Origin of the sequence: Pseudochrobactrum algeriensis (assembly GCF_018436245.1) — a bacterium.
Classification (GTDB): Bacteria; Pseudomonadota; Alphaproteobacteria; order Rhizobiales; family Rhizobiaceae; genus Pseudochrobactrum; species Pseudochrobactrum saccharolyticum.
Window position 1 is genome coordinate 1,977,209 of sequence record NZ_CP075361.1, and the last position, 18,060, is coordinate 1,995,268.

Annotated in this window: 16 protein-coding genes and 3 tRNA genes; 7 read left to right on the forward strand and 12 right to left on the reverse strand. The window is 49.8% G+C overall.

Features of this window, described 5'->3' with window-relative positions; all coding sequences use genetic code 11:
* Positions 1–53: 53 nt before the first annotated feature.
* The 4 genes from KHQ09_RS11310 to KHQ09_RS11325 all read right to left on the reverse strand — a co-directional run bounded on the left by KHQ09_RS11310 (position 54) and on the right by KHQ09_RS11325 (position 1,770).
* Positions 54–129 (reverse strand) — tRNA-Trp (locus KHQ09_RS11310).
* A 65-nt stretch (positions 130–194) separates the two neighbouring features.
* Positions 195–1,370 carry an elongation factor Tu gene (tuf, locus tag KHQ09_RS11315; RefSeq protein WP_022710937.1) on the reverse strand — a complete coding sequence of 392 codons (1,176 nt, stop codon included), beginning with the start codon at positions 1,368–1,370 and terminating at the stop codon, positions 195–197.
* 216 nt (positions 1,371–1,586) lie between these two features.
* Positions 1,587–1,660: transfer RNA gene (locus tag KHQ09_RS11320), tRNA-Gly, on the reverse strand.
* Between the two features lie 25 nt (positions 1,661–1,685).
* Positions 1,686–1,770 (reverse strand) — tRNA-Tyr (locus tag KHQ09_RS11325).
* Between the two features lie 280 nt (positions 1,771–2,050).
* On the opposite strand from KHQ09_RS11325, the gene rlmB reads away from it, so the two are divergent.
* A complete protein-coding gene (rlmB, locus tag KHQ09_RS11330; protein ID WP_075656338.1) occupies positions 2,051–2,941 on the forward strand; it encodes a 23S rRNA (guanosine(2251)-2'-O)-methyltransferase RlmB in 891 nt (296 codons plus the stop codon).
* Positions 2,942–3,048: 107 nt separating this feature from the next.
* Here the strand turns inward: rlmB and KHQ09_RS11335 are convergent, their stop codons facing one another.
* Together KHQ09_RS11335 and KHQ09_RS11340 are read right to left on the reverse strand one after the other, a co-directional pair.
* Complete coding sequence (locus tag KHQ09_RS11335; RefSeq protein WP_022710935.1) at positions 3,049–3,483, reverse strand: CBS domain-containing protein; 435 nt, start codon at positions 3,481–3,483, stop codon at positions 3,049–3,051.
* Positions 3,484–3,669: 186 nt separating this feature from the next.
* Positions 3,670–4,407: a rhomboid family intramembrane serine protease gene (locus KHQ09_RS11340; protein ID WP_213598290.1), complete on the reverse strand. Its 738-nt coding sequence runs from the start codon at positions 4,405–4,407 to the stop codon at positions 3,670–3,672.
* 663 nt (positions 4,408–5,070) lie between these two features.
* On the opposite strand from KHQ09_RS11340, the gene KHQ09_RS11345 reads away from it, so the two are divergent.
* From KHQ09_RS11345 to KHQ09_RS11360, 4 genes are all read left to right on the forward strand, one after another.
* Positions 5,071–5,784, forward strand: coding sequence for a PAS domain-containing protein (locus tag KHQ09_RS11345; protein ID WP_213656854.1), 714 nt, complete (start codon positions 5,071–5,073; stop codon positions 5,782–5,784).
* Between the two features lie 44 nt (positions 5,785–5,828).
* Entirely contained in the window at positions 5,829–6,032 is a 204-nt protein-coding gene (locus KHQ09_RS11350; RefSeq protein WP_213656855.1) for a hypothetical protein, read from the forward strand.
* Between the two features lie 191 nt (positions 6,033–6,223).
* The gene (locus tag KHQ09_RS11355; protein WP_213598301.1) at positions 6,224–6,853 is read left to right on the forward strand and encodes a PilZ domain-containing protein; all 630 of its coding nucleotides are present in this window, start codon (positions 6,224–6,226) and stop codon (positions 6,851–6,853) included.
* Positions 6,854–7,520: 667 nt separating this feature from the next.
* Entirely contained in the window at positions 7,521–8,114 is a 594-nt protein-coding gene (locus KHQ09_RS11360) for a transglutaminase-like cysteine peptidase (RefSeq protein WP_075656443.1), read from the forward strand.
* 108 nt (positions 8,115–8,222) lie between these two features.
* Here KHQ09_RS11360 and KHQ09_RS11365 read toward each other — a convergent pair whose 3' ends face one another.
* The gene (locus KHQ09_RS11365; RefSeq protein ID WP_022710930.1) at positions 8,223–8,753 is read right to left on the reverse strand and encodes a gamma carbonic anhydrase family protein; all 531 of its coding nucleotides are present in this window, start codon (positions 8,751–8,753) and stop codon (positions 8,223–8,225) included.
* Positions 8,754–8,782: 29 nt separating this feature from the next.
* Positions 8,783–9,238 (reverse strand): NUDIX domain-containing protein, encoded by a 456-nt coding sequence (locus KHQ09_RS11370; protein ID WP_213630838.1) that lies wholly within the window; start codon positions 9,236–9,238, stop codon positions 8,783–8,785.
* 163 nt (positions 9,239–9,401) lie between these two features.
* On the opposite strand from KHQ09_RS11370, the gene KHQ09_RS11375 reads away from it, so the two are divergent.
* Positions 9,402–10,379: a metallophosphoesterase family protein gene (locus tag KHQ09_RS11375; protein ID WP_213598305.1), complete on the forward strand. Its 978-nt coding sequence runs from the start codon at positions 9,402–9,404 to the stop codon at positions 10,377–10,379.
* On the opposite strand, the gene KHQ09_RS11380 is transcribed toward KHQ09_RS11375, so the two are convergent.
* From KHQ09_RS11380 to KHQ09_RS11390, 3 genes are all read right to left on the reverse strand, one after another.
* Complete coding sequence (locus tag KHQ09_RS11380; protein ID WP_213598307.1) at positions 10,342–11,001, reverse strand: hypothetical protein; 660 nt, start codon at positions 10,999–11,001, stop codon at positions 10,342–10,344. The two genes, KHQ09_RS11375 and KHQ09_RS11380, sit on opposite strands and share 38 nt — an antisense overlap.
* A 135-nt stretch (positions 11,002–11,136) precedes the next feature.
* The gene (gene leuA, locus KHQ09_RS11385; protein WP_075656326.1) at positions 11,137–12,843 is read right to left on the reverse strand and encodes a 2-isopropylmalate synthase; all 1,707 of its coding nucleotides are present in this window, start codon (positions 12,841–12,843) and stop codon (positions 11,137–11,139) included.
* A gap of 456 nt (positions 12,844–13,299) precedes the next feature.
* The gene (locus KHQ09_RS11390; RefSeq protein ID WP_213599952.1) at positions 13,300–14,208 is read right to left on the reverse strand and encodes a cation diffusion facilitator family transporter; all 909 of its coding nucleotides are present in this window, start codon (positions 14,206–14,208) and stop codon (positions 13,300–13,302) included.
* A 658-nt stretch (positions 14,209–14,866) separates the two neighbouring features.
* On the opposite strand from KHQ09_RS11390, the gene KHQ09_RS11395 reads away from it, so the two are divergent.
* The gene (locus KHQ09_RS11395) at positions 14,867–15,775 is read left to right on the forward strand and encodes a cation diffusion facilitator family transporter (RefSeq protein WP_213598309.1); all 909 of its coding nucleotides are present in this window, start codon (positions 14,867–14,869) and stop codon (positions 15,773–15,775) included.
* A gap of 65 nt (positions 15,776–15,840) precedes the next feature.
* On the opposite strand, the gene KHQ09_RS11400 is transcribed toward KHQ09_RS11395, so the two are convergent.
* Complete coding sequence (locus KHQ09_RS11400) at positions 15,841–18,012, reverse strand: anthranilate synthase (protein WP_213599954.1); 2,172 nt, start codon at positions 18,010–18,012, stop codon at positions 15,841–15,843.
* Positions 18,013–18,060 lie beyond the last annotated feature (48 nt).

The following is an 18,060-nucleotide window of genomic DNA, read 5'->3' on the forward strand; positions in this document are numbered from 1 at the left end:
ATTAAGCACAAAAAAGCGGCACTGTAAATCAATACAGCACCGCTTTTCTGAAATGGCAGGGGCAGCAGGGCTCGAACCCGCGACCTACGGTTTTGGAGACCGTCGCTCTACCAACTGAGCTATACCCCTAAACTCTTCCGCCCTAATCTATCAGACCGGCGGACAAGGCTGGCGTACCAGCCTTGTGAAATCTATTATTCGATGATCGAAGCGACGATACCTGCACCAACGGTGCGGCCACCTTCACGGATCGCGAAACGGAGTTTTTCTTCCATAGCGATTGGCACGATCAGCGCAACATCAACAGTTACGTTGTCGCCCGGCATAACCATTTCCACGCCTTCTGGCAAGGTCACAATACCGGTTACGTCAGTTGTACGGAAGTAGAACTGCGGACGGTAGTTTGTGAAGAATGGTGTATGACGACCACCTTCGTCTTTGGTCAGAATATAAGCTTCTGCCTTGAACTTGGTGTGTGGCTTAACCGAACCTGGCTTGCAGAGAACCTGACCACGTTCAACGTCATCACGACCTACACCGCGAACCAGTGCACCGATGTTGTCGCCAGCCTGGCCCTGATCGAGCAGCTTGCGGAACATTTCAACGCCGGTAACAGTTGTCTTGCCGGTAGCTTTGATACCAACGATTTCAACTTCTTCACCAACTTTAACGATACCGCGTTCTACACGACCGGTAACAACTGTACCACGGCCGGAGATCGAGAATACGTCTTCGATTGGCATCAGGAACGGCTGATCAACAGGACGTTCCGGAGTTGGGATGTAAGCATCAACAGCGGCCATCAGTTCACGAACTGCATCTTCACCGATTGTCTTGTTGCTGTCTTCCAGAGCTGCCAGAGCCGAACCCTTAACAACTGGAATATCATCGCCTGGGAAGTCGTATTTCGACAGAAGTTCGCGAACTTCCATTTCTACGAGCTCGAGCAGCTCAGCATCGTCAACCTGATCAACTTTGTTCAGGAACACAACGATTGCAGGCACACCAACCTGACGAGCGAGCAGGATGTGCTCACGGGTCTGTGGCATCGGGCCGTCAGCAGCGTTAACAACCAGGATCGCGCCGTCCATCTGCGCAGCACCGGTGATCATGTTCTTAACATAGTCAGCGTGGCCTGGGCAGTCTACGTGTGCGTAGTGGCGGTTTTCTGTTTCATATTCAACGTGCGAGGTCGAAATGGTGATACCGCGGGCTTTTTCTTCCGGTGCGTTATCGATCTGGTCGTAAGCGCGGAAGTCACCAAAGAATTTGGTGATTGCAGCTGTCAACGAGGTCTTACCATGGTCAACGTGACCGATTGTGCCGATATTGACGTGCGGTTTGGTACGTTCAAATTTGCTCTTTGCCATCGCTGTCGCTCTCTTTCACCACAACGCTTAATTTAATGCGCTGCAACAATTTTAATTGCCATATAACTTACCCTACGACCTGACAGTCAAGGATATTATATAGTAGAACTAAAGCCCCGCCCCGCTACCGGATCGGAACTCTATCAACTCGCTTCCGGCTTAAGCTTTATTCAAAGCCCGCCAAGTTACTCACGCCAAACCGCCCTGAAATAAATCTGGAGCGGGTAGCGGGAATCGAACCCGCGTATTCAGCTTGGAAGGCTGCTGCTCTACCATTGAGCTATACCCGCGCACTCTAAACTCCTGCTCTGGCAGTGGTGGAGGAGGTTGGTTTCGAACCAACGTAGGCTAAGCCAGCGGATTTACAGTCCGCCCCCTTTAACCACTCGGGCACTCCTCCAGAAACTCACTGCAAGCAGAGTTGAGCGACTAGGCATTCCGTTCACTGTGACCCCGTAGCGCTTGGCTCGTTTGTCGCTGTGAACGAGGCGGGTTATGCCGATAACACCCTGATAAGTCAACAGCTCTTTTTGAAAAAAATGCACAAAATTTTCACAGGCTTATCAATCATCCACAATATAGGGCTTTTCAGGGGTAGTTTTTTCGCATCATGAAACTTTCCTGCCTGTGAATAAGGAAAGATGCTACCTTGAAGACAGGAAAATCGGTATAGAGCGCTCATGAAAGATAAAAAATCGTCACCGGACTCATCCGGCTCCTCCTCCGGCACACCAAAAGATTCGCATTATGCGCGTCTGCGGCGCCAGTTTCGTGATCAAAAATCCGGCGGCAGCGAACAAAATTCGCAAAATAACCGGTTCCCTAAGCGTAAACCTGTAAAAGGCACGCCTGCGGGCGACGGAATCACCCGTCTTTATGGCCTGCATACGGTAAAAGCCGCGCTGGAAAATCCACGTCGCAAAATTTTCCGTATGATGGTCACTAAAAACGCCCTCGCCCGTCTGGAGCTGGATGAAGCAACAATTGCCCGTCTCGCTCCTGAAATGGTTGAGCCGCGCGATATTGATGCGCTGACCGGCTCCGACGCGGTTCATCAGGGTGTTCTTATTGAAACTGCAGCGCTTAAACCACGTAAATTGCAGGATCTGAAAGAAGGCAGCCTGCTTTTGATTCTGGATCAGGTCACCGATCCGCACAATGTCGGCGCTATTTTGCGCTCGGCAGTGGCTTTCGGTGCAGATGCTTTGATTACAACATCCCGTCACAGCCCGCAGGAATCAGGCGTTCTGGCCAAATCAGCATCCGGCGCCCTGGAAATGATCGACCAGATTGAAGTGCGCAATCTTGCTGAAGCGATTCAGGAGCTGCATGAGCTGGGTTACATGACAATCGGCCTTGATTCTGAAGGCCCTCAGGAAATGGAACACACGCTCAAGGGCGACAAGATTGCTCTCGTGCTTGGTGCGGAAGGTAAAGGTCTTCGCCAGAAAACCCGTGAAACAGTTACCGCATTGGCGCGGCTTGATATGCCGGGCGCAATTAAATCGCTCAATGTCTCGAACGCCGCTGCAATTTCACTTTATGCTGCCCAGCGTTTCCTGAGCAAATAACAAGTTTGAACAACAAAGCCCTGTATCGGGGATTCGCTGAGTGCCGCTTTTAACCGTGACATTCTCCTGAATCACTCAATGCAGGGCTTTTTTATAAAATTCGGCACTCAGGCAGTGGCGATATATTGAATCATCTCGGCCGTTTCCTGTTCGGCCTGTTCAATACGACGCTTCACAACGTCACCAATCGAAATAATACCGACAAGATCACCGGCTTCATTCACCACCGGTACATGGCGGAAACGATGTCGTGTCATCATTTCCATGACATAATGAACATTGTCCTGCGGGCTGCAATGCAGCACTTTTGTCGTCATTGCTTTTGAAACCGGCAGCTGCAAGGCCTGTATTCCGTGATTAGCGCAGGCGCGCACAATATCCCGCTCGGAAAGAATCCCTGTATATCGGCCCTTGCCGTCATCAACCAGCAAAGCACCGATCCGGTGTTCTGAAAGTTGTTTTGCTGCTGTTTCCAGATTCGCATCTGACCTGACAGTGAAAACATCACTGCCCTTCTGCTCCAGAATTGCGCGTACAGTCATTATTTCCTCCCGATAATGAAACACATCACATTTTCCTCCTGAAAACAGAGAGGATTATGGCATCAGGCGGCTGACCGGCACACAAAATACTGCATAATGTTACAAGAACGGAAGAGCAGCATGTGTACTGGTGACCGTTGATTCAGTCTAACACAGAATCGCGGAAGGCGATAAAACAAAGCAGTTTCAGGAGCGCCCGCGCAGCAACAAAGCTATACCGAAGAATCCTGCAACAAAACCGCCGATATGTGCCTCCCACGCAATGCCTGACAATTCACCGGCAGGCGTTGCATAAAGTCCTGTAATCACATTGATGAGCAGCCAGAAACCGACAAATGTCAGAACGGTGCGGTTTTGCAAAGTTTCGGCCACCGACAAGAGCGGCCCGCCGAAAGCAGGTACCTGCCGCCCCGTCCCTGTATAATAAGTAACACGGCGGAAACCGAAACGCGCCGCAGCCCCCATCATGCCGGATATAGCACCCGAAGCACCGACGAGCGGAATATTACTGTCCGGATAAAGCGCATAATGGGTGAATGCCGCCAGAATGGATGTGAGTATCCAGAACAACAGAAATTTACGTGTCCCGATACGACCGGCCAATGGCGAGCCAAAAGCGGCAAACCACACGCTGTTCACCGCCAGATGAGCAAATCCGCCATGCATGAAGGAATAGCTGATCGTAGTGAACCATGCTGTAATATCGGTAAAGCCGCCCCACGCACTGAAGCGCTGCGGAATAAATGCAAAATTCAGCAGAAACCAGATATATTGCGGATCACTCAGCAGATAGAACTGCACAATATATACAGCGGCACAGAGACCGATTAATGCCACAACCACCGGCGGCATATTAAAGACCGGCTGAGAACCGCCTTGTCCGCGGTCATCCTCTGTCCGGGTTTCATTAACCGGCTGCTGCATATTATCCTCATCATGATTTACAAATTTATCGGCAGAGTGCTGTCAGAACACAATGCGAGAAGGTCTGTCTGCGGAATTTATCGCTCAAACAGGAACATAGAGCACTTCCGGTAAAAGTGGAAAGCGGTTTTGTCGCGGCATTTTACATCGCACATTTATATACAGGCGTGAGACAAGCCTGAAACATTCCGGTGAAATTCTTGAAACCTTGTCCAGATAAGAAAAAACCGCCTGTTAAACAGGCGGCGAACGGACAATATCGTCCGGACATAAATTCTGGAGTTCAAGCATAAGATGCAATTGGCAGCTTCCCAATAAAACGCCTGCAACTTTTGCGTAAAAGTATCTAAACATACTTAATTGATTAATGCAATCGAAGCAAAGCGTTAACCATAAATTTTATTGTTCGTGGATGTTCGGCGCTCAATCATGGCTTGTTTACGTTCCTGTGCGCATATTATCGCCATCAAACATATTCAAAAACCCGTCAATCTCAGCACCGGCTGGGAATTTTTATCGGGCTTTGAAAATTAAAATATGTTTCGCGAAAGCAGTGTTTCAATCTGAAAGACATGCGCGCTCAACATGTTACACACAGCCGGTATTCCGCTGCAAAAGCAGAAAACATCCGGTCGCAGGAAGATACGAGGACAGCGCCATATCATGAAACATGATTGGACGGCAGATCTGCTCACATATTGGGACAGGTTGCGCGGAACCCGCGCAGCGCCGGATCGTCGTGACATCAGCCCGCGTGCGCTGGGCGGCAAGCTACCGAATATCTTCATTCTGCGCAGTGATACTGAAATCAGCGGCGCGACAGAGCAGCCTGAGACCGCAGATATTCCGCAGGCAAAGCAATGGCAGTTCCGGCTGGCCGGTACCCGCCTCTGCACAATTTATGGCAGAGAATTGCGCAATACCCGCTTTTTATCTCTCTGGCATGATGATGTCCGTTCATGGCTTGCTGAACAGCTGCATCTCTCCGGTCTGGATTACCGCCCGCTGCGGCTGGAACATACCGGCCAGACGCTGAACGAAAAAAACTGCCATTTCGAAACATTATTATTGCCGTTGCATGAGGCAGACGGTTCCCTTGCATGGATCGGCAGCATGGTTGCACTGGATCAGCCGCTCTGGCTCGGCAGTGAACCGCTCATCAGTAACCGCATGGGTCTCTCGGACAATAATACTGCGCTACCTGTTCAGGATGACAATCTGAATGCGGTGAAAGGTATGAAATCTGTTCTTCAGGTCTTGCTCGATCGCCATCACGAACTTCTGCCGAATGCGGAAAATATGCCGATTGCGAAAACCGCATCGGCGGGCACTGCCCTCTTCCTGATGAAAGCATCAGAATTGACGGTATCGGTGTAGCGGACACGGCTTTTGCCAGAGCCTTACTTCCCCAGATCGAAGCCTTGATGCCGGTTGCGCGGGCAACTGAACAAATTGTTCCGCATTCTGCCCGCCCCGCACCGGCAATAACCGGCGCGCCTGCTCCTCTGACGGTCGCTGATCTCATTAAAAGTATTCATACAGCGGCACCGGAAACCGAATCTGCCTATCAGGCACCCAAGGCAGCACATCTCAAGCTGATAACCGGCGGCAAAGACAAATCCTGATTTGTGAGGTCAGTATAACCGGCAGTACTGATGTAAAATTTGTTATCCCCATAGAATGGTGAAGTAAAAACGCTACAAAATTAAGCTTTTAGTAGCGTACTGTTAAATTTTATCGTATCGTATTATCGCCGGTGAAGGGGAAGCACCGGCTTTCATATTTTTAGAATCGCTCAAAGGCACCTTTGAATCATATGTCGGCAGAAACACCTTCATCTTCGCACGCCTCATTCACATCGCCTGCAAAGACTGCGGAGCAACCGGATTCTGCCGTAAGACTGACCCTGAAATCACCTCTGGACGGCCGCTTCATGCGCGCTGACGGCAGTGAATATGCCTGCAAATTATGGCGTATCTCCACCAATAATGCCGACCTCACTCTGAGTGATGATGAAATCATCATCCGTGCGGACGATCATATTATTGCTTATGTAGACAATGTCGGACGGCTTGAAGGCACTGTCATCAGTGTTCAGCGGGATGATTTCACGCTGCAGCTGATCCAGACTGTGCATCAGAAAAATAAACTGGCTGCAAAAATCAACTGGCTCAGCAAAAACACCAGTCAGCAGTCAGAGCAAAGACGTCATGCCCGTCATACACCTGCGCGTACCGAAGCGATCCTGATCCTTGATGACGGTTCGGAACATGCCTGTAAAATTCTTGATCTGTCACTGTCCGGCGCAGCCGTCGCTACCAATCTGCGACCACCATTGCGCAGCATTGTAACGCTTGGCAACAGTCAGGCGAAAGTCATGCGCCATTTTGAAGATGGTATCGGCATTGAGTTTCTGGTTCTGCAAACCGATCTGCCAAAAGACTAAAGCACCTCACATTGAATCCTGCTCCGATTTTATTCACCCGAATATCAGGGTGAACGCATTGACGCGCGCAGATTTCATCAACCGGCTCGTATAACGAGCCGGCATCAAAGCACCCCTTCCCTGCTTGTATCTATGATTCTGAATGATCTTTGCTGCCATGCCTTGAGGGCGCTGCAGCACTATTTTCAGGGCAAGCCTGCGTAAAAAGTCACGCATTCATATTTTATAGTTATCAAACGCTGAAATTCATTTTTACAAATTCGTAAAAGCACAAAACGGCTAGGTAAATATAAGCTTATCGCACACGGCACGTCTTACACCACATATTAACCAGAGGCTGTGGACATCCGGCGGATTTCAACCCGCTGTTAACTGCACAACGCTCTGTTAACCTCAAGCTTTCACACAACCGAAACCTGCGTGAATTTTGCGTATAGTAAGTCCTAATTTTCGTTAAAACACTGATTTTACAGGCAGTTAAGGTTTACGAATTTTCACTTCTGCGTTTACTTTGTCTTATTCATATCCCTTTGGATAGTGTCAATGTCTCGCTGCCATGGTGCTCTCAACAAGGAGCGTCACAATGTATAAAAAGACAGCACATAAAAAGAGTGCCCGCAGCACAACAGCAAAGAATAAGCTGGCTGCCGCAACTCTGCTGCTTACAATGACAGTTTTAGGAACAGTGTTCGGCGGCACGACGACAAGTCAGGCTGCTCAGCCATGGATGCAGACTGAAGGCCGCACAACCCAGCCGGTCGGTCATTATGACTTCTGTAAACAGTATAAAAAAGAATGCAGCCAAACCAGCCGCTCAGAAGCTCCGCTGCAGCTCACACAGGCTCTGTGGAACAAGATCGTTCAGGTCAATGCACAGGTAAACACTGCAATTCTGCCACGCACCGATATGGAAATCTGGGGCAAGGAAGAAGTCTGGTCTTACCCGACACAATATGGCGACTGTGAAGACTATGTGCTGCTCAAGCGCCGCATGCTGATTAATGCCGGTTTTCCGGTGAATACATTGCTGATTACTGTTGTCCGTCAGAGCAATGGCGAAGGCCATGCCGTGCTGACAGTGCGCACAGACCGCGGTGATTTTATTCTGGATAATCTTGAAGACAGCGTCAAAAACTGGAGCCAGACGGATTACACCTATCTCAAACGTCAGTCCGCCCGTCACAGCGGCCAGTGGGTCGATATCCGCCACGCACCGGAAATGCTGATGAGCGGTATTGCAACATCAGCGCTGGGAAATTAGAGCGCCGTGCGCCCTCTTGGGCGCACAAAACTCGCTCTAACACTTTATATTTACAGCATAATTTTACCTTAAACTAATTCAAGCTTAAGAAATTATGCTGTTGAGCAATTAAGGCGCAATTTCCAGACCGCGCTGGTAACGCTTGCCATTGGCAACATAATTTTGTGCGGAATCACGCAGTTTCTCAATTTGCTCTGCCGTCAGTTCCCGCAATACCCGCGCCGGTGAGCCGACAATCAGCGAATTATCCGGAAATTCTTTTCCCTCGGTGACCAGAGCACCGGCGCCGACCAGTGAATTTTTGCCGATTTTTGCACCATTAAGAATAATTGCGCCGATTCCGACCAGACTGTTTTCACCAATTGTGCAGCCATGCAGCATTGCCCGATGGCCGATTGTGCAGCCCTCGCCAATAGTCAGCGGAAAACCGATATCGGTGTGCAAAACACAATGTTCCTGCACATTCGTATCCTTACCGATATGAATCAGCTCATTATCGCCACGGGCGACAACGCCGAACCAGATCCCCGCATTTTCACCGACACGCACTTTGCCGATCAGCGTCGCATCCGGTGCCAGCCAGTTACTGGCACGATGGTCGAATTGTGGATTATGGCCGTCCAACACATAAACCGGCATGGTAGTGTCTCCGTTTTTTTAAGCTCAAATCACCACAACGCATCCGGCTCCGCATGGGTTGTGATCTCTTTCAGACGGCGCATCGTGGCCTCTGTTACGCCGTCAGGCAAGTCACTGAGCGGAAAAAACCCGGCCTCGGCAATTTCCCAATCGGGTGAGCGCGTTCCGGTCTGTTTAAAAGACCGGCATATATACAGTGCCACATGATCGCGGTTGGACGCTTTGGTATTTTTATACAAAGCGAAAAGTTCCGGCGTAGTGGTCAGTTCAATACAGGCCTCTTCACGCAGTTCTTTAATCAAAGCCTGCCCGAATGTTTCGCCGCGTTCCACACCGCCGCCCGGCAAATGCCAGCCTTTGACATAGGTATGGCGCACCAGAAACACACTCTTCCCTTCATCCCCGAGCACGACAGCCCTCACCCCCAAAGTCATAGGACGGCGGAACAAAAAATACGTATGAAAGAACCAGCTTTTAAAATTCATAAATCGGCTTTTCTGCAATGGTCAGAGATACTAAATATAAAGAGTGCGGCTTACGATCCAGTCAATTGGCAAAACTATTAGCCCGCACAGCGTTTTTACACGCCAACCTCTTATATGTATGTTTTTCATTGACTATGCGCAGTTGAAAGCTAAATCTTCGCCAATGTTCAGACTTGCCCATATTTCAGACATTCATCTGTCGCCGCTGCCGCAAGTTCGCTTGCGCGAATTGGCCTCCAAACGCATCACCGGCTATATTAACTGGAAGCGTCACCGTAAAGGCGCCATGCATGACTGGGTGCTGGAAGGGCTGATTAAAGATCTGCAAAGCCACAAGCCGGATCATATTGCCGTCACCGGTGATCTGGTAAATCTCGCGCTTAATCTTGAAATTGATAATGGCTTTGAATGGCTTAAACAACTCGGCTCACAGGAAGACGTTTCTTTCGTGCCGGGCAATCACGATGCCTATGTTCCGGGTGCGCTGGATAAATCCTGCTGCAAATGGGAACCGTGGATGCGCGGCGACGGTATCGACAATCGTGAAAAACGTCCGCAATTTCCCTATTTGCGTGTGCGTGACGGCGTGGCGATCATTGGCGTCAGCTCTGCACGTGCCACCGGTCCGTTCATGGCCAGCGGTGATTTTTTGCCTGCACAGGCCGCGCGGCTGAAAAAAATGCTGATTGAAACCGGCGAGCAAGGTCTGTGCCGCGTTATCCTGATTCATCACCCGCCGATCCGCAATGCAACACCGGCCTATAAGCGGCTGTTCGGCATTGGCCGTTTTCAGAAAGTGATCCGTGAAGCCGGTGCCGAACTGGTGCTGCACGGCCATACGCATCTGGCAACTTATAATGAAATTGCGTCTCCAAATGGCGCAGTGCCGGTGATCTGCGTACCATCGGCCAGTCAGGCGCCCTATCCGATCGGTCATGAAGGACGAAAACCACCGGCGCGCTATAATCTGTTTTCTATTGAAGCACTTGATCAGCCGCAAAGCTGGCAATGCCATTGGCAGCAATATGGTTTTACCGCTGAAAATACAGATGTGCAGCTGATCGGTGAACGCACATTAATGCTTGGCAAAGCTGCGCCGCAAATCAGCGCGGCAACAATTCCGGCAGCATCGGCAGAGTGAAGCCATAATAGTGCAGCGCTAAAATCAGCACCAGACAGCCGAGCAAGGTACCGCCTGCAAACCATAATAGTTTAATCAGCGTTGAATTTTCCGAAATTTCTGCGCTGTTGGTTTGCTCAGCGATATTTTCAGCGACAGCGGTCTGCTGCCCTGCAACAGGGACTTCAGAAGTCCAGTCATCCATCAGCCGCTCGCGCTCAAGAATCCGCGAGGCAATATAGCGCGTCACAGCTTCTGAAATGACCTTGATATCTTTATTATCGGCCAGAATAATCCGCCCCAGACGGGTATCACGGACAAAACGATAGCTGCGCCGGTCGCGGGCAATCATTATAAAGGCGCTGGCATCCAGCCACAAACGCGGTTGCATGCCTTTATTCAGGCAAAAATCCCACTGCTCATCCGTTGCCGGCACCGCATCAAAAACCGGCTGCAAATCCTGCAACAGCAATTCCAGACGGGCAATATCCGTCTCTCTGATATCGGTAATACTGTCGAGACGGTCGGCCTGTGCAGTTTTCGCCTGCCGGATTGCAGCTTTCAGCCGTTCTTCACCGGATAAATGTGCCTCCGGCACAGATGCAGGCGGATATATCGTGAAATCATCTTCGCTTTTATTCATACCGCCGCCTTTTATCTTGCTGCATTTTACAGGCAATCTCATGCATGGCGATTTTATGACTTTAGACCGGCATTATAACAAAAAGGCCAGAAACCGTATAGTTTCAGGCCTTTTATCCGTCACAAGAACAGAGTTTTATTTAATCAGACGGTTTGCAGCGGAAACAATCGCAGCAAGCGATGACGTCACAATATTATGGTTGACCCCGACACCGAACACAGAACCCTGCGGATGCGACAGTTCAACATAGCTGATCGCCGATGCATCCGAACCGCGCTGCAACGAATGTTCCGAATAATCGGCAACGGAAATATCAATGCCGATATGTTTTGACAGCGCATCAATAAAGCCGTCCACAGGGCCGGTGCCGCGTCCTTCAATGGTTTTTGTCACACCATTATCAATGATCTCGGCCTGCATAATACGGACAGCTTTATTATCCGGATCTGCAAAAGTGTGGTGATCAACAAATTCCAAACGCGAGCCAGGCTGGCTCACATAGGCTTTCTTGAACTCTTCATAAATACGCGGGGCTTGCAGTTCTTTACCTTCATCATCCGTAATCTGCTGAATGATTTCGCGGAACTCCACCTGCATCTTGCGCGGAATATTCAGACCGTAATCCTGCTGCAGAATATAAGCGATACCGCCTTTACCTGACTGGGAATTGATACGGATAATCGCTTCATAGGAACGGCCGACATCCTGCGGGTCAATCGGCAGATAAGGCACTTCCCAAACCGGTGTATTCGCGCCTTTCTTGGCTTTCATACCCTTGTTGATCGCATCCTGATGCGAGCCGGAAAACGCCGTATAAACCAGCTCACCGACATATGGATGACGCTCAGGAATAACCAGCTGATTGGAATATTCGTACACTTCTTTCATGCGGTTGATGTCCGAGCAATCCAGTTCAGGATCAATACCTTGCGTGAACATATTCAGCGCCAGTGTCACCACATCAACGTTACCGGTGCGCTCGCCATTGCCGAACAATGTGCCTTCCACGCGGTCGGCACCGGCCATCAGCCCCAGTTCGGTTGCGGCAATACCTGTACCGCGGTCATTATGCGGATGCAGAGAGATAATCAGGTTTTCACGATTATCCAGATTGCGGCACATCCATTCGATCTGATCGGCATAGACATTCGGGGTGTTCATTTCCACCGTGGACGGCAGATTGAGGATCAGTTTGTTTTCAGCAGTCGGTTTAACGATTTCCGTCACCGCATTACAGATTTCCAAAGCCACTTCCAGCTCGGTGCCGGTAAAGCTTTCCGGTGAATACTGGAAACGATAGCCGCCGCCCGCTTTGGCAGCCATATCCATAATCATCTTGGCGGCATCGGTGGCAATCTGCTTGATACCGGCAACATCCTTGCCGAATACAACGCGGCGCTGCAATTCACTGGTAGAATTGTAGAAATGGATAATCGGGGTCTTAGCGCCTTCCAGCGCCTCAAATGTGCGGGTGATCAATTCCGGACGGCACTGCACCAGCACCTGCAAATCCACATCATCCGGCACATTGCCTTCTTCAATCGCCCAGCGACAGAAGTCAAAATCAGTCTGGGAAGCGGACGGAAAGCCGATTTCAATTTCCGGAAAGCCCATATCCATCAGCAACTGGAACATACGAGCTTTACGATCATGCCCCATCGGGTCAATCAGCGCCTGATTACCGTCACGCAGATCAACCGAACACCAGATCGGTGCCTTTTCGATCATTTTTGAAGGCCACTGGCGATCCTGCAAAACTGTCGTTCTGAACGGCGTGTATTTTTCGGCCGCAATCGGCATGCCTTTGCGAGGGGATTTGGAAGCGGAAATAATATTGGTCATTTTAAAGTCTCATCAGCCACAGCAACTGCAATATACAGCCGCCTTAAACACGCCCTGTCTGCTCAATTATAGAATGAAGATGCAGAAAAATCGGGCACAATCGAAACGGATTCTTTGACCGGAGCATGAGTCTGACGGCTCTGTACGACCGCCGGACGCTCCAATCAACGAGCCCGGCGATCGCCGCTAAGGCCGAGTAGAAGTAGAAGCGAGAGTGGACGCGCGCAAGACTCAGCGGCTGCAAAGCCCTGATCTGCTCCGAAGCTCACAAAAGAGCTGGTATGATTATGCGCGTTGTTCATGGGACAAATGCTATACGCCTTGATAACAAGTTGCAAGAGACTTCCCCGCAAACGAAATAAAATTACAGGCATATTCAGAGAAAAATAAAAACGCTGCCCCGCACAATGACAGGACAGCGTTTTTATTATGAAAAATCAATGCATTAAATTTCCATTATGCGAAAGGAACGGCTGCAGTTCCCGGCGGAAGCTTTGCCTCATCCTCAGGCTCAACATGAATCACAACCCGTGAATTATCAATTTTCTCATGCAGCGCATCTTCGATCCGGTCACAGATAATATGCGATTCACCGACCGTCATATCGGCCGCAACAACCAGATGAAATTCGATAAAAGTCACACGTCCGGCAATGCGGGTTTTAAGGTCATGTACCTCAAGTGCCCCTTCGGCATTGGTGGAAATAATATCGCGGATCTGCATTTCCTCAACAGGTTCAACACCCACATCCATCAGTCCCTGCACGGAGGCATTGATAACATGCCAGCCCTGCCAGAGAATATTGAGTGCCACAACAATCGCCAAAATCGGATCAAGAATTGACCAGCCGGTGATAATTGCTGCAACCAGGCCGACCAGCACGCCTGCGGAAGTCACCACATCCGTCATAATATGCTTGCCATCAGCCAGCAAAGCCGGTGATTTGGCAGCGCGTCCCACACGGATCAGCAGCCCTGCCCAGAGCATATTTATTACGCCTGCAATCAGGTTGATGCCCAGTCCAAGCCATGGTTCATCCAGCGTGCGCGGTGTTTCCAGAGCACTCAATGCCTCACGCACAATCAGCAGCGCCGCAACAACAATCAGTACACCTTCAACCACAGCAGAAAGATATTCCGCTTTATGATGCCCGTAAGGGTGATTACCGTCTGCCGGCATAATACTGACTGTAATTGCCCACCATGCACCGACAGCAGCGATGACATTGACAATCGATTCCAGCGCATCGGAATAAAGCGCAACCGAACCGGTAAGCAGATAGGCCAGATATTTAAGCGCCATCACGCCGATGGATACCGGAATTGTCCATGTAGCCAGTCGCCGAATTCTCAGATTAGCATCCATATCCAAACCTTTTATCTCTCCGAACATGACATTGCGCCGTTTTGTTGAAAAACGACGGGACAGCCGGAGATTTACAATTTTGCAGTTTATAAAATTCGGCAGCTTATGCAGAGACTGCTTAACAGTCATCCAAAGCCGCCCTCATCGAAATAAATTCAATTCAGCACTCGCTGAGATGTAATCACCCTTAGCGCAAAATGTGCCAATTCCAAATCTCTAAAGTACCGGACCTGACATTTTTCGCTAATTTCTGCCGTCCAGTTGCAACTGGTTTTCACTCAGCGCTGTATTTTTAATAAATCAGCAAATTCATAGACTTACATATGGTTTAACTGCAAATCATTTGCAAATACAGATGGGGAAAAGCGGGCAATTCGAATCAGATAACCATCCGAAACTGACGTGCCAAACGGTCAAAAAGCGGCATCTCTTTTAATTTTCATAATAATAATATATAGAGTGCCTATGCATAAATGCGCAGCTTAACATCCCGATCCGAAATTACGCACAGCAGTAATAAGACAATATCTGTCCGGATCAGCGCAGAAAAAGTGCTAAAAACAAAAAAGCAGCCAGCTAAACCGTTTTCACGGCATAAATACTTGTGCCCTTCGGTTTCACAGATGGTTGTTCTTTCTACAAAGGCAGACCCTTTAAAATGCAACGTCTCGCACGTTTTGAACAACTGATTTTACGAAGATCAATATTTGTCACAATCTTTATCGGCCTCTTCGGAATAGTCTTCGGCATACTCTCCGGTTCCAGCGCAGTCATTTTTGACGGAATGTTCTCCTCAACCGATGCTGTCATGTCGATACTTGCCCTTTTTGTCGCGCGGCTCCTGACCAGCGAAGGAACACGCCGCTTCCAGCATGGTTTCTGGCATATTGAACCACTGGTTCTCGCTTTTAACGGCATCGTGCTGATATTGTTCTGTCTCTATGCTTTCATCAACGCCGTCAGCACCTTGCTGCAAGGCGGCACAGAGCTGAATTTTGACTGGGCAATTCTCTACGCCGTCATTGTCTGTATCATCTGTTTTGTCATGATGGCCTATCAGCACAAGATCAATAAACGGCTCAAATCGAATTTTATCACGCTTGATACGCAAAGCTGGCTGATGACCGCTTTAATTACGCTGGCTCTTCTGATCGCCTTCAGTCTGGCATGGCTGTTACAGGGCACGGCCTTTGAGCCATGGACGGTCTATACAGACCCCGCCATTTTGCTGTTTCTGTCGGCAGGCCTTATCTTTGCGCCGCTCAAAACAGTTCTGGGTGCATTTCGCGAAATTTTGCTGGTCACACCGGAACGCATGGATCTGCGGGTGCGCAAGATCATGGATAGAATGAAGGCCAAACATGGCTTCAAAAAATATGCCAGCTATGCAGCCAAGATCGGTCGCGCACGTTTCATTGAAATTCACATCGTTCTGCCCGCCAACTTCCCGATAACTTCGATCGCAACGCTGGATGCAATCCGCGAAGAGATCGGCGAGGAAATCGGCGGCGCAGGTCCACAACGCTGGATTACCGTGAGTTTTACCGGCGATGAAGCGTGGATTTAAAAACAGAAAACAAAAAAGCCGCAGATTTTCATCTGCGGCTTTTTTGTTTAAAGCATCATCAATGCTTATTTTTTAACGAGCTTCGACACCACATTCTCAATCATCTGCATACCGGCATTGCCGCCAAGCGTCATGATTGACTCCGGATGGAACTGTACTGCAGCCACCGGCTCTTTTGCATGTTCGAAGCCCATGATAACGCCGTCATCTGTCTCAGCAGTAATAATAAAATCTGCTGGCAATGTTGCCTTATCCGCATAAAGCGAATGATAGCGGCCAACGGTAACTTCCTGTCCGAGACCGTCAAAGACCACACCGTTTTTCAGAATTTTAATCCGTGACGGCTTGCCATGCATCGGAATTTCCAGCTGTTTCAGCGAGCCGCCATAGGCTTCCGTCAAGGCTTGCAAGCCCAGACATACACCAAAAACCGGCAAATCACGGTCACGCGCTTTGCGGATTGTATTCGTGCAGTCGAAATCTTTCGGCGTACCAGGCCCCGGTGACAGTACCAGCAGATCCGGTTTGAAACGGTCAAAGATTTCATCACTCACCGGCGAACGCACGGTTGCCACATTGGCACCGGTCTGGCGGAAATAATTGGCAAGCGTATGCACGAAGGAATCTTCGTGATCGACCAGCAGAACAGAAATTCCGGTTCCTGCCTTCATAGACTGCGCCTTCTCCTGCAATTCCGGCTTAATATGCGCCTCACGGATTGCTGTCAGCATCGCCGATGCTTTCAGCTCGGTTTCGGCTTCTTCTTCCTGCGGGTTTGAATCATAGAGCAAAGTCGCCCCTGCCCGCACCTGCGCCACACCATCTTTAATGCGGATAGTGCGCAGCGTCAGACCGGTATTCATATCGCCGTTGAAATGCATCATGCCAACCGCACCGCCATACCAAGCGCGTGGGCTGCGCTCATTTTCTTCAATGAAGCGCATCGCCCAGAGTTTAGGCGCACCGGTCACGGTTACAGCCCATGCATGGCTAAGGAAACCGTCAAAAGCATCCATACCATCACGCAGGCGACCTTCAATATGGTCAACCGTATGGATCAAGCGGGAATACATCTCGATCTGACGACGACCGATTACACGCACCGATTCCGGCTCGCAAACGCGGCTTTTATCATTGCGATCCACATCGGAACACATGGTCAGTTCGGATTCATCTTTTTTGGAATTGAGCAGTTTCAGAATCTGCTCGGAATCTGAAATCGCATCTTCACCGCGTTTGATCGTGCCGGAGATCGGGCAGGTTTCAATGCGGCGGCCATTCACCCGCACAAACATTTCCGGTGAAGCACCAATCAGATATTCCTGCTCACCCAGATTGATGAAAAAAGAATATGGTGACGGGTTAATGCTTTTCAGCTTGCGGGAAATGGCTGACGGCTGGTTTTCGCACTTTTCATAGAAAATCTGCCCCGGCACCACTTCAAAAAGATCACCGCATTTGAAGCTTTCTTTAGCGCGTTCAACCAGTGCAGCATATTCACCCTTTTGGTGATCGCCTTTTGCCTGCAATTTTTCAGCTGCTTTAAACACGTCAGACGGTGTTTCACGCGGCAAGCCGTCTGTTTTCTTATTGCCGACAGTGAAATCGTAGGAATCCACCCATGCTCTTGCAGAATAATGGTCAACGACAAGAATTTCATCCGGCAAAAACAGGACCAGATCGCGCTGATCTTCAGGGCGTTTCAGCTTGTAAGTAATCGGCTCGAACTGGAAGGCCAGATCATAGCCAAAAGCACCGTAAAGGCCGAGATTGCTGTCTTCCTCGGAATAGAACAGAGAGACGATCTCACGCAGCACGGTGAAGACCGACGGCATACGCGAGCGTTCTTCTTCCATATATTGGCGTGTCGGCTCAGCAATCGTCAGCTGGATTTTTTGCTCTGTTTCATCATTAATCGTCACTTCTTGCAAAGCACCGATCACAGGGCGGATACCGCCAAGCAGAATTTCACCACGGGCATTCAGCGCTTCAATGCGCATAGAGCGGCCTTTGGAAGTAATCACCAGCGGCGGATCAATGATTGCCGTATCCCAGCGTGTGTAACGACCCGGATATTCATAATTGGATGAAAAGACCGCGCCGCGTCTTGTATCCAGCGCATCAATACGCTTGTCGATAGCCGTTTTGTAATCCACCAGATGACGGCGGCGTGCGACAGTAATGCCGCCCTGCGTGATATGATCGTGCTGATCCTGATCGGCAGTTTTTGCCATAATCGCTCTGCTCCTGTTGCTGCGATCCCTATACTGCCAAACGGCCGGTTT

Bases quoted from the DNA above. Each gene is read 5' to 3' on its own strand.
- tuf (WP_022710937.1), bottom strand. From the start codon at position 1,370: ATGGCAAAGAGCAAATTTGAACGTACCAAACCGCACGTCAATATCGGC.
- rlmB (WP_075656338.1), top strand. From the start codon at position 2,051: ATGAAAGATAAAAAATCGTCACCGGACTCATCCGGCTCCTCCTCCGGC.
- KHQ09_RS11335 (WP_022710935.1), bottom strand. From the start codon at position 3,483: ATGACTGTACGCGCAATTCTGGAGCAGAAGGGCAGTGATGTTTTCACT.
- KHQ09_RS11340 (WP_213598290.1), bottom strand. From the start codon at position 4,407: ATGCAGCAGCCGGTTAATGAAACCCGGACAGAGGATGACCGCGGACAA.
- KHQ09_RS11345 (WP_213656854.1), top strand. From the start codon at position 5,071: ATGAAACATGATTGGACGGCAGATCTGCTCACATATTGGGACAGGTTG.
- KHQ09_RS11355 (WP_213598301.1), top strand. From the start codon at position 6,224: ATGTCGGCAGAAACACCTTCATCTTCGCACGCCTCATTCACATCGCCT.
- KHQ09_RS11360 (WP_075656443.1), top strand. From the start codon at position 7,521: ATGACAGTTTTAGGAACAGTGTTCGGCGGCACGACGACAAGTCAGGCT.
- KHQ09_RS11365 (WP_022710930.1), bottom strand. From the start codon at position 8,753: ATGCCGGTTTATGTGTTGGACGGCCATAATCCACAATTCGACCATCGT.
- KHQ09_RS11370 (WP_213630838.1), bottom strand. From the start codon at position 9,238: ATGAATTTTAAAAGCTGGTTCTTTCATACGTATTTTTTGTTCCGCCGT.
- KHQ09_RS11375 (WP_213598305.1), top strand. From the start codon at position 9,402: ATGTTCAGACTTGCCCATATTTCAGACATTCATCTGTCGCCGCTGCCG.
- KHQ09_RS11380 (WP_213598307.1), bottom strand. From the start codon at position 11,001: ATGAATAAAAGCGAAGATGATTTCACGATATATCCGCCTGCATCTGTG.
- leuA (WP_075656326.1), bottom strand. From the start codon at position 12,843: ATGACCAATATTATTTCCGCTTCCAAATCCCCTCGCAAAGGCATGCCG.
- KHQ09_RS11390 (WP_213599952.1), bottom strand. From the start codon at position 14,208: ATGGATGCTAATCTGAGAATTCGGCGACTGGCTACATGGACAATTCCG.
- KHQ09_RS11395 (WP_213598309.1), top strand. From the start codon at position 14,867: ATGCAACGTCTCGCACGTTTTGAACAACTGATTTTACGAAGATCAATA.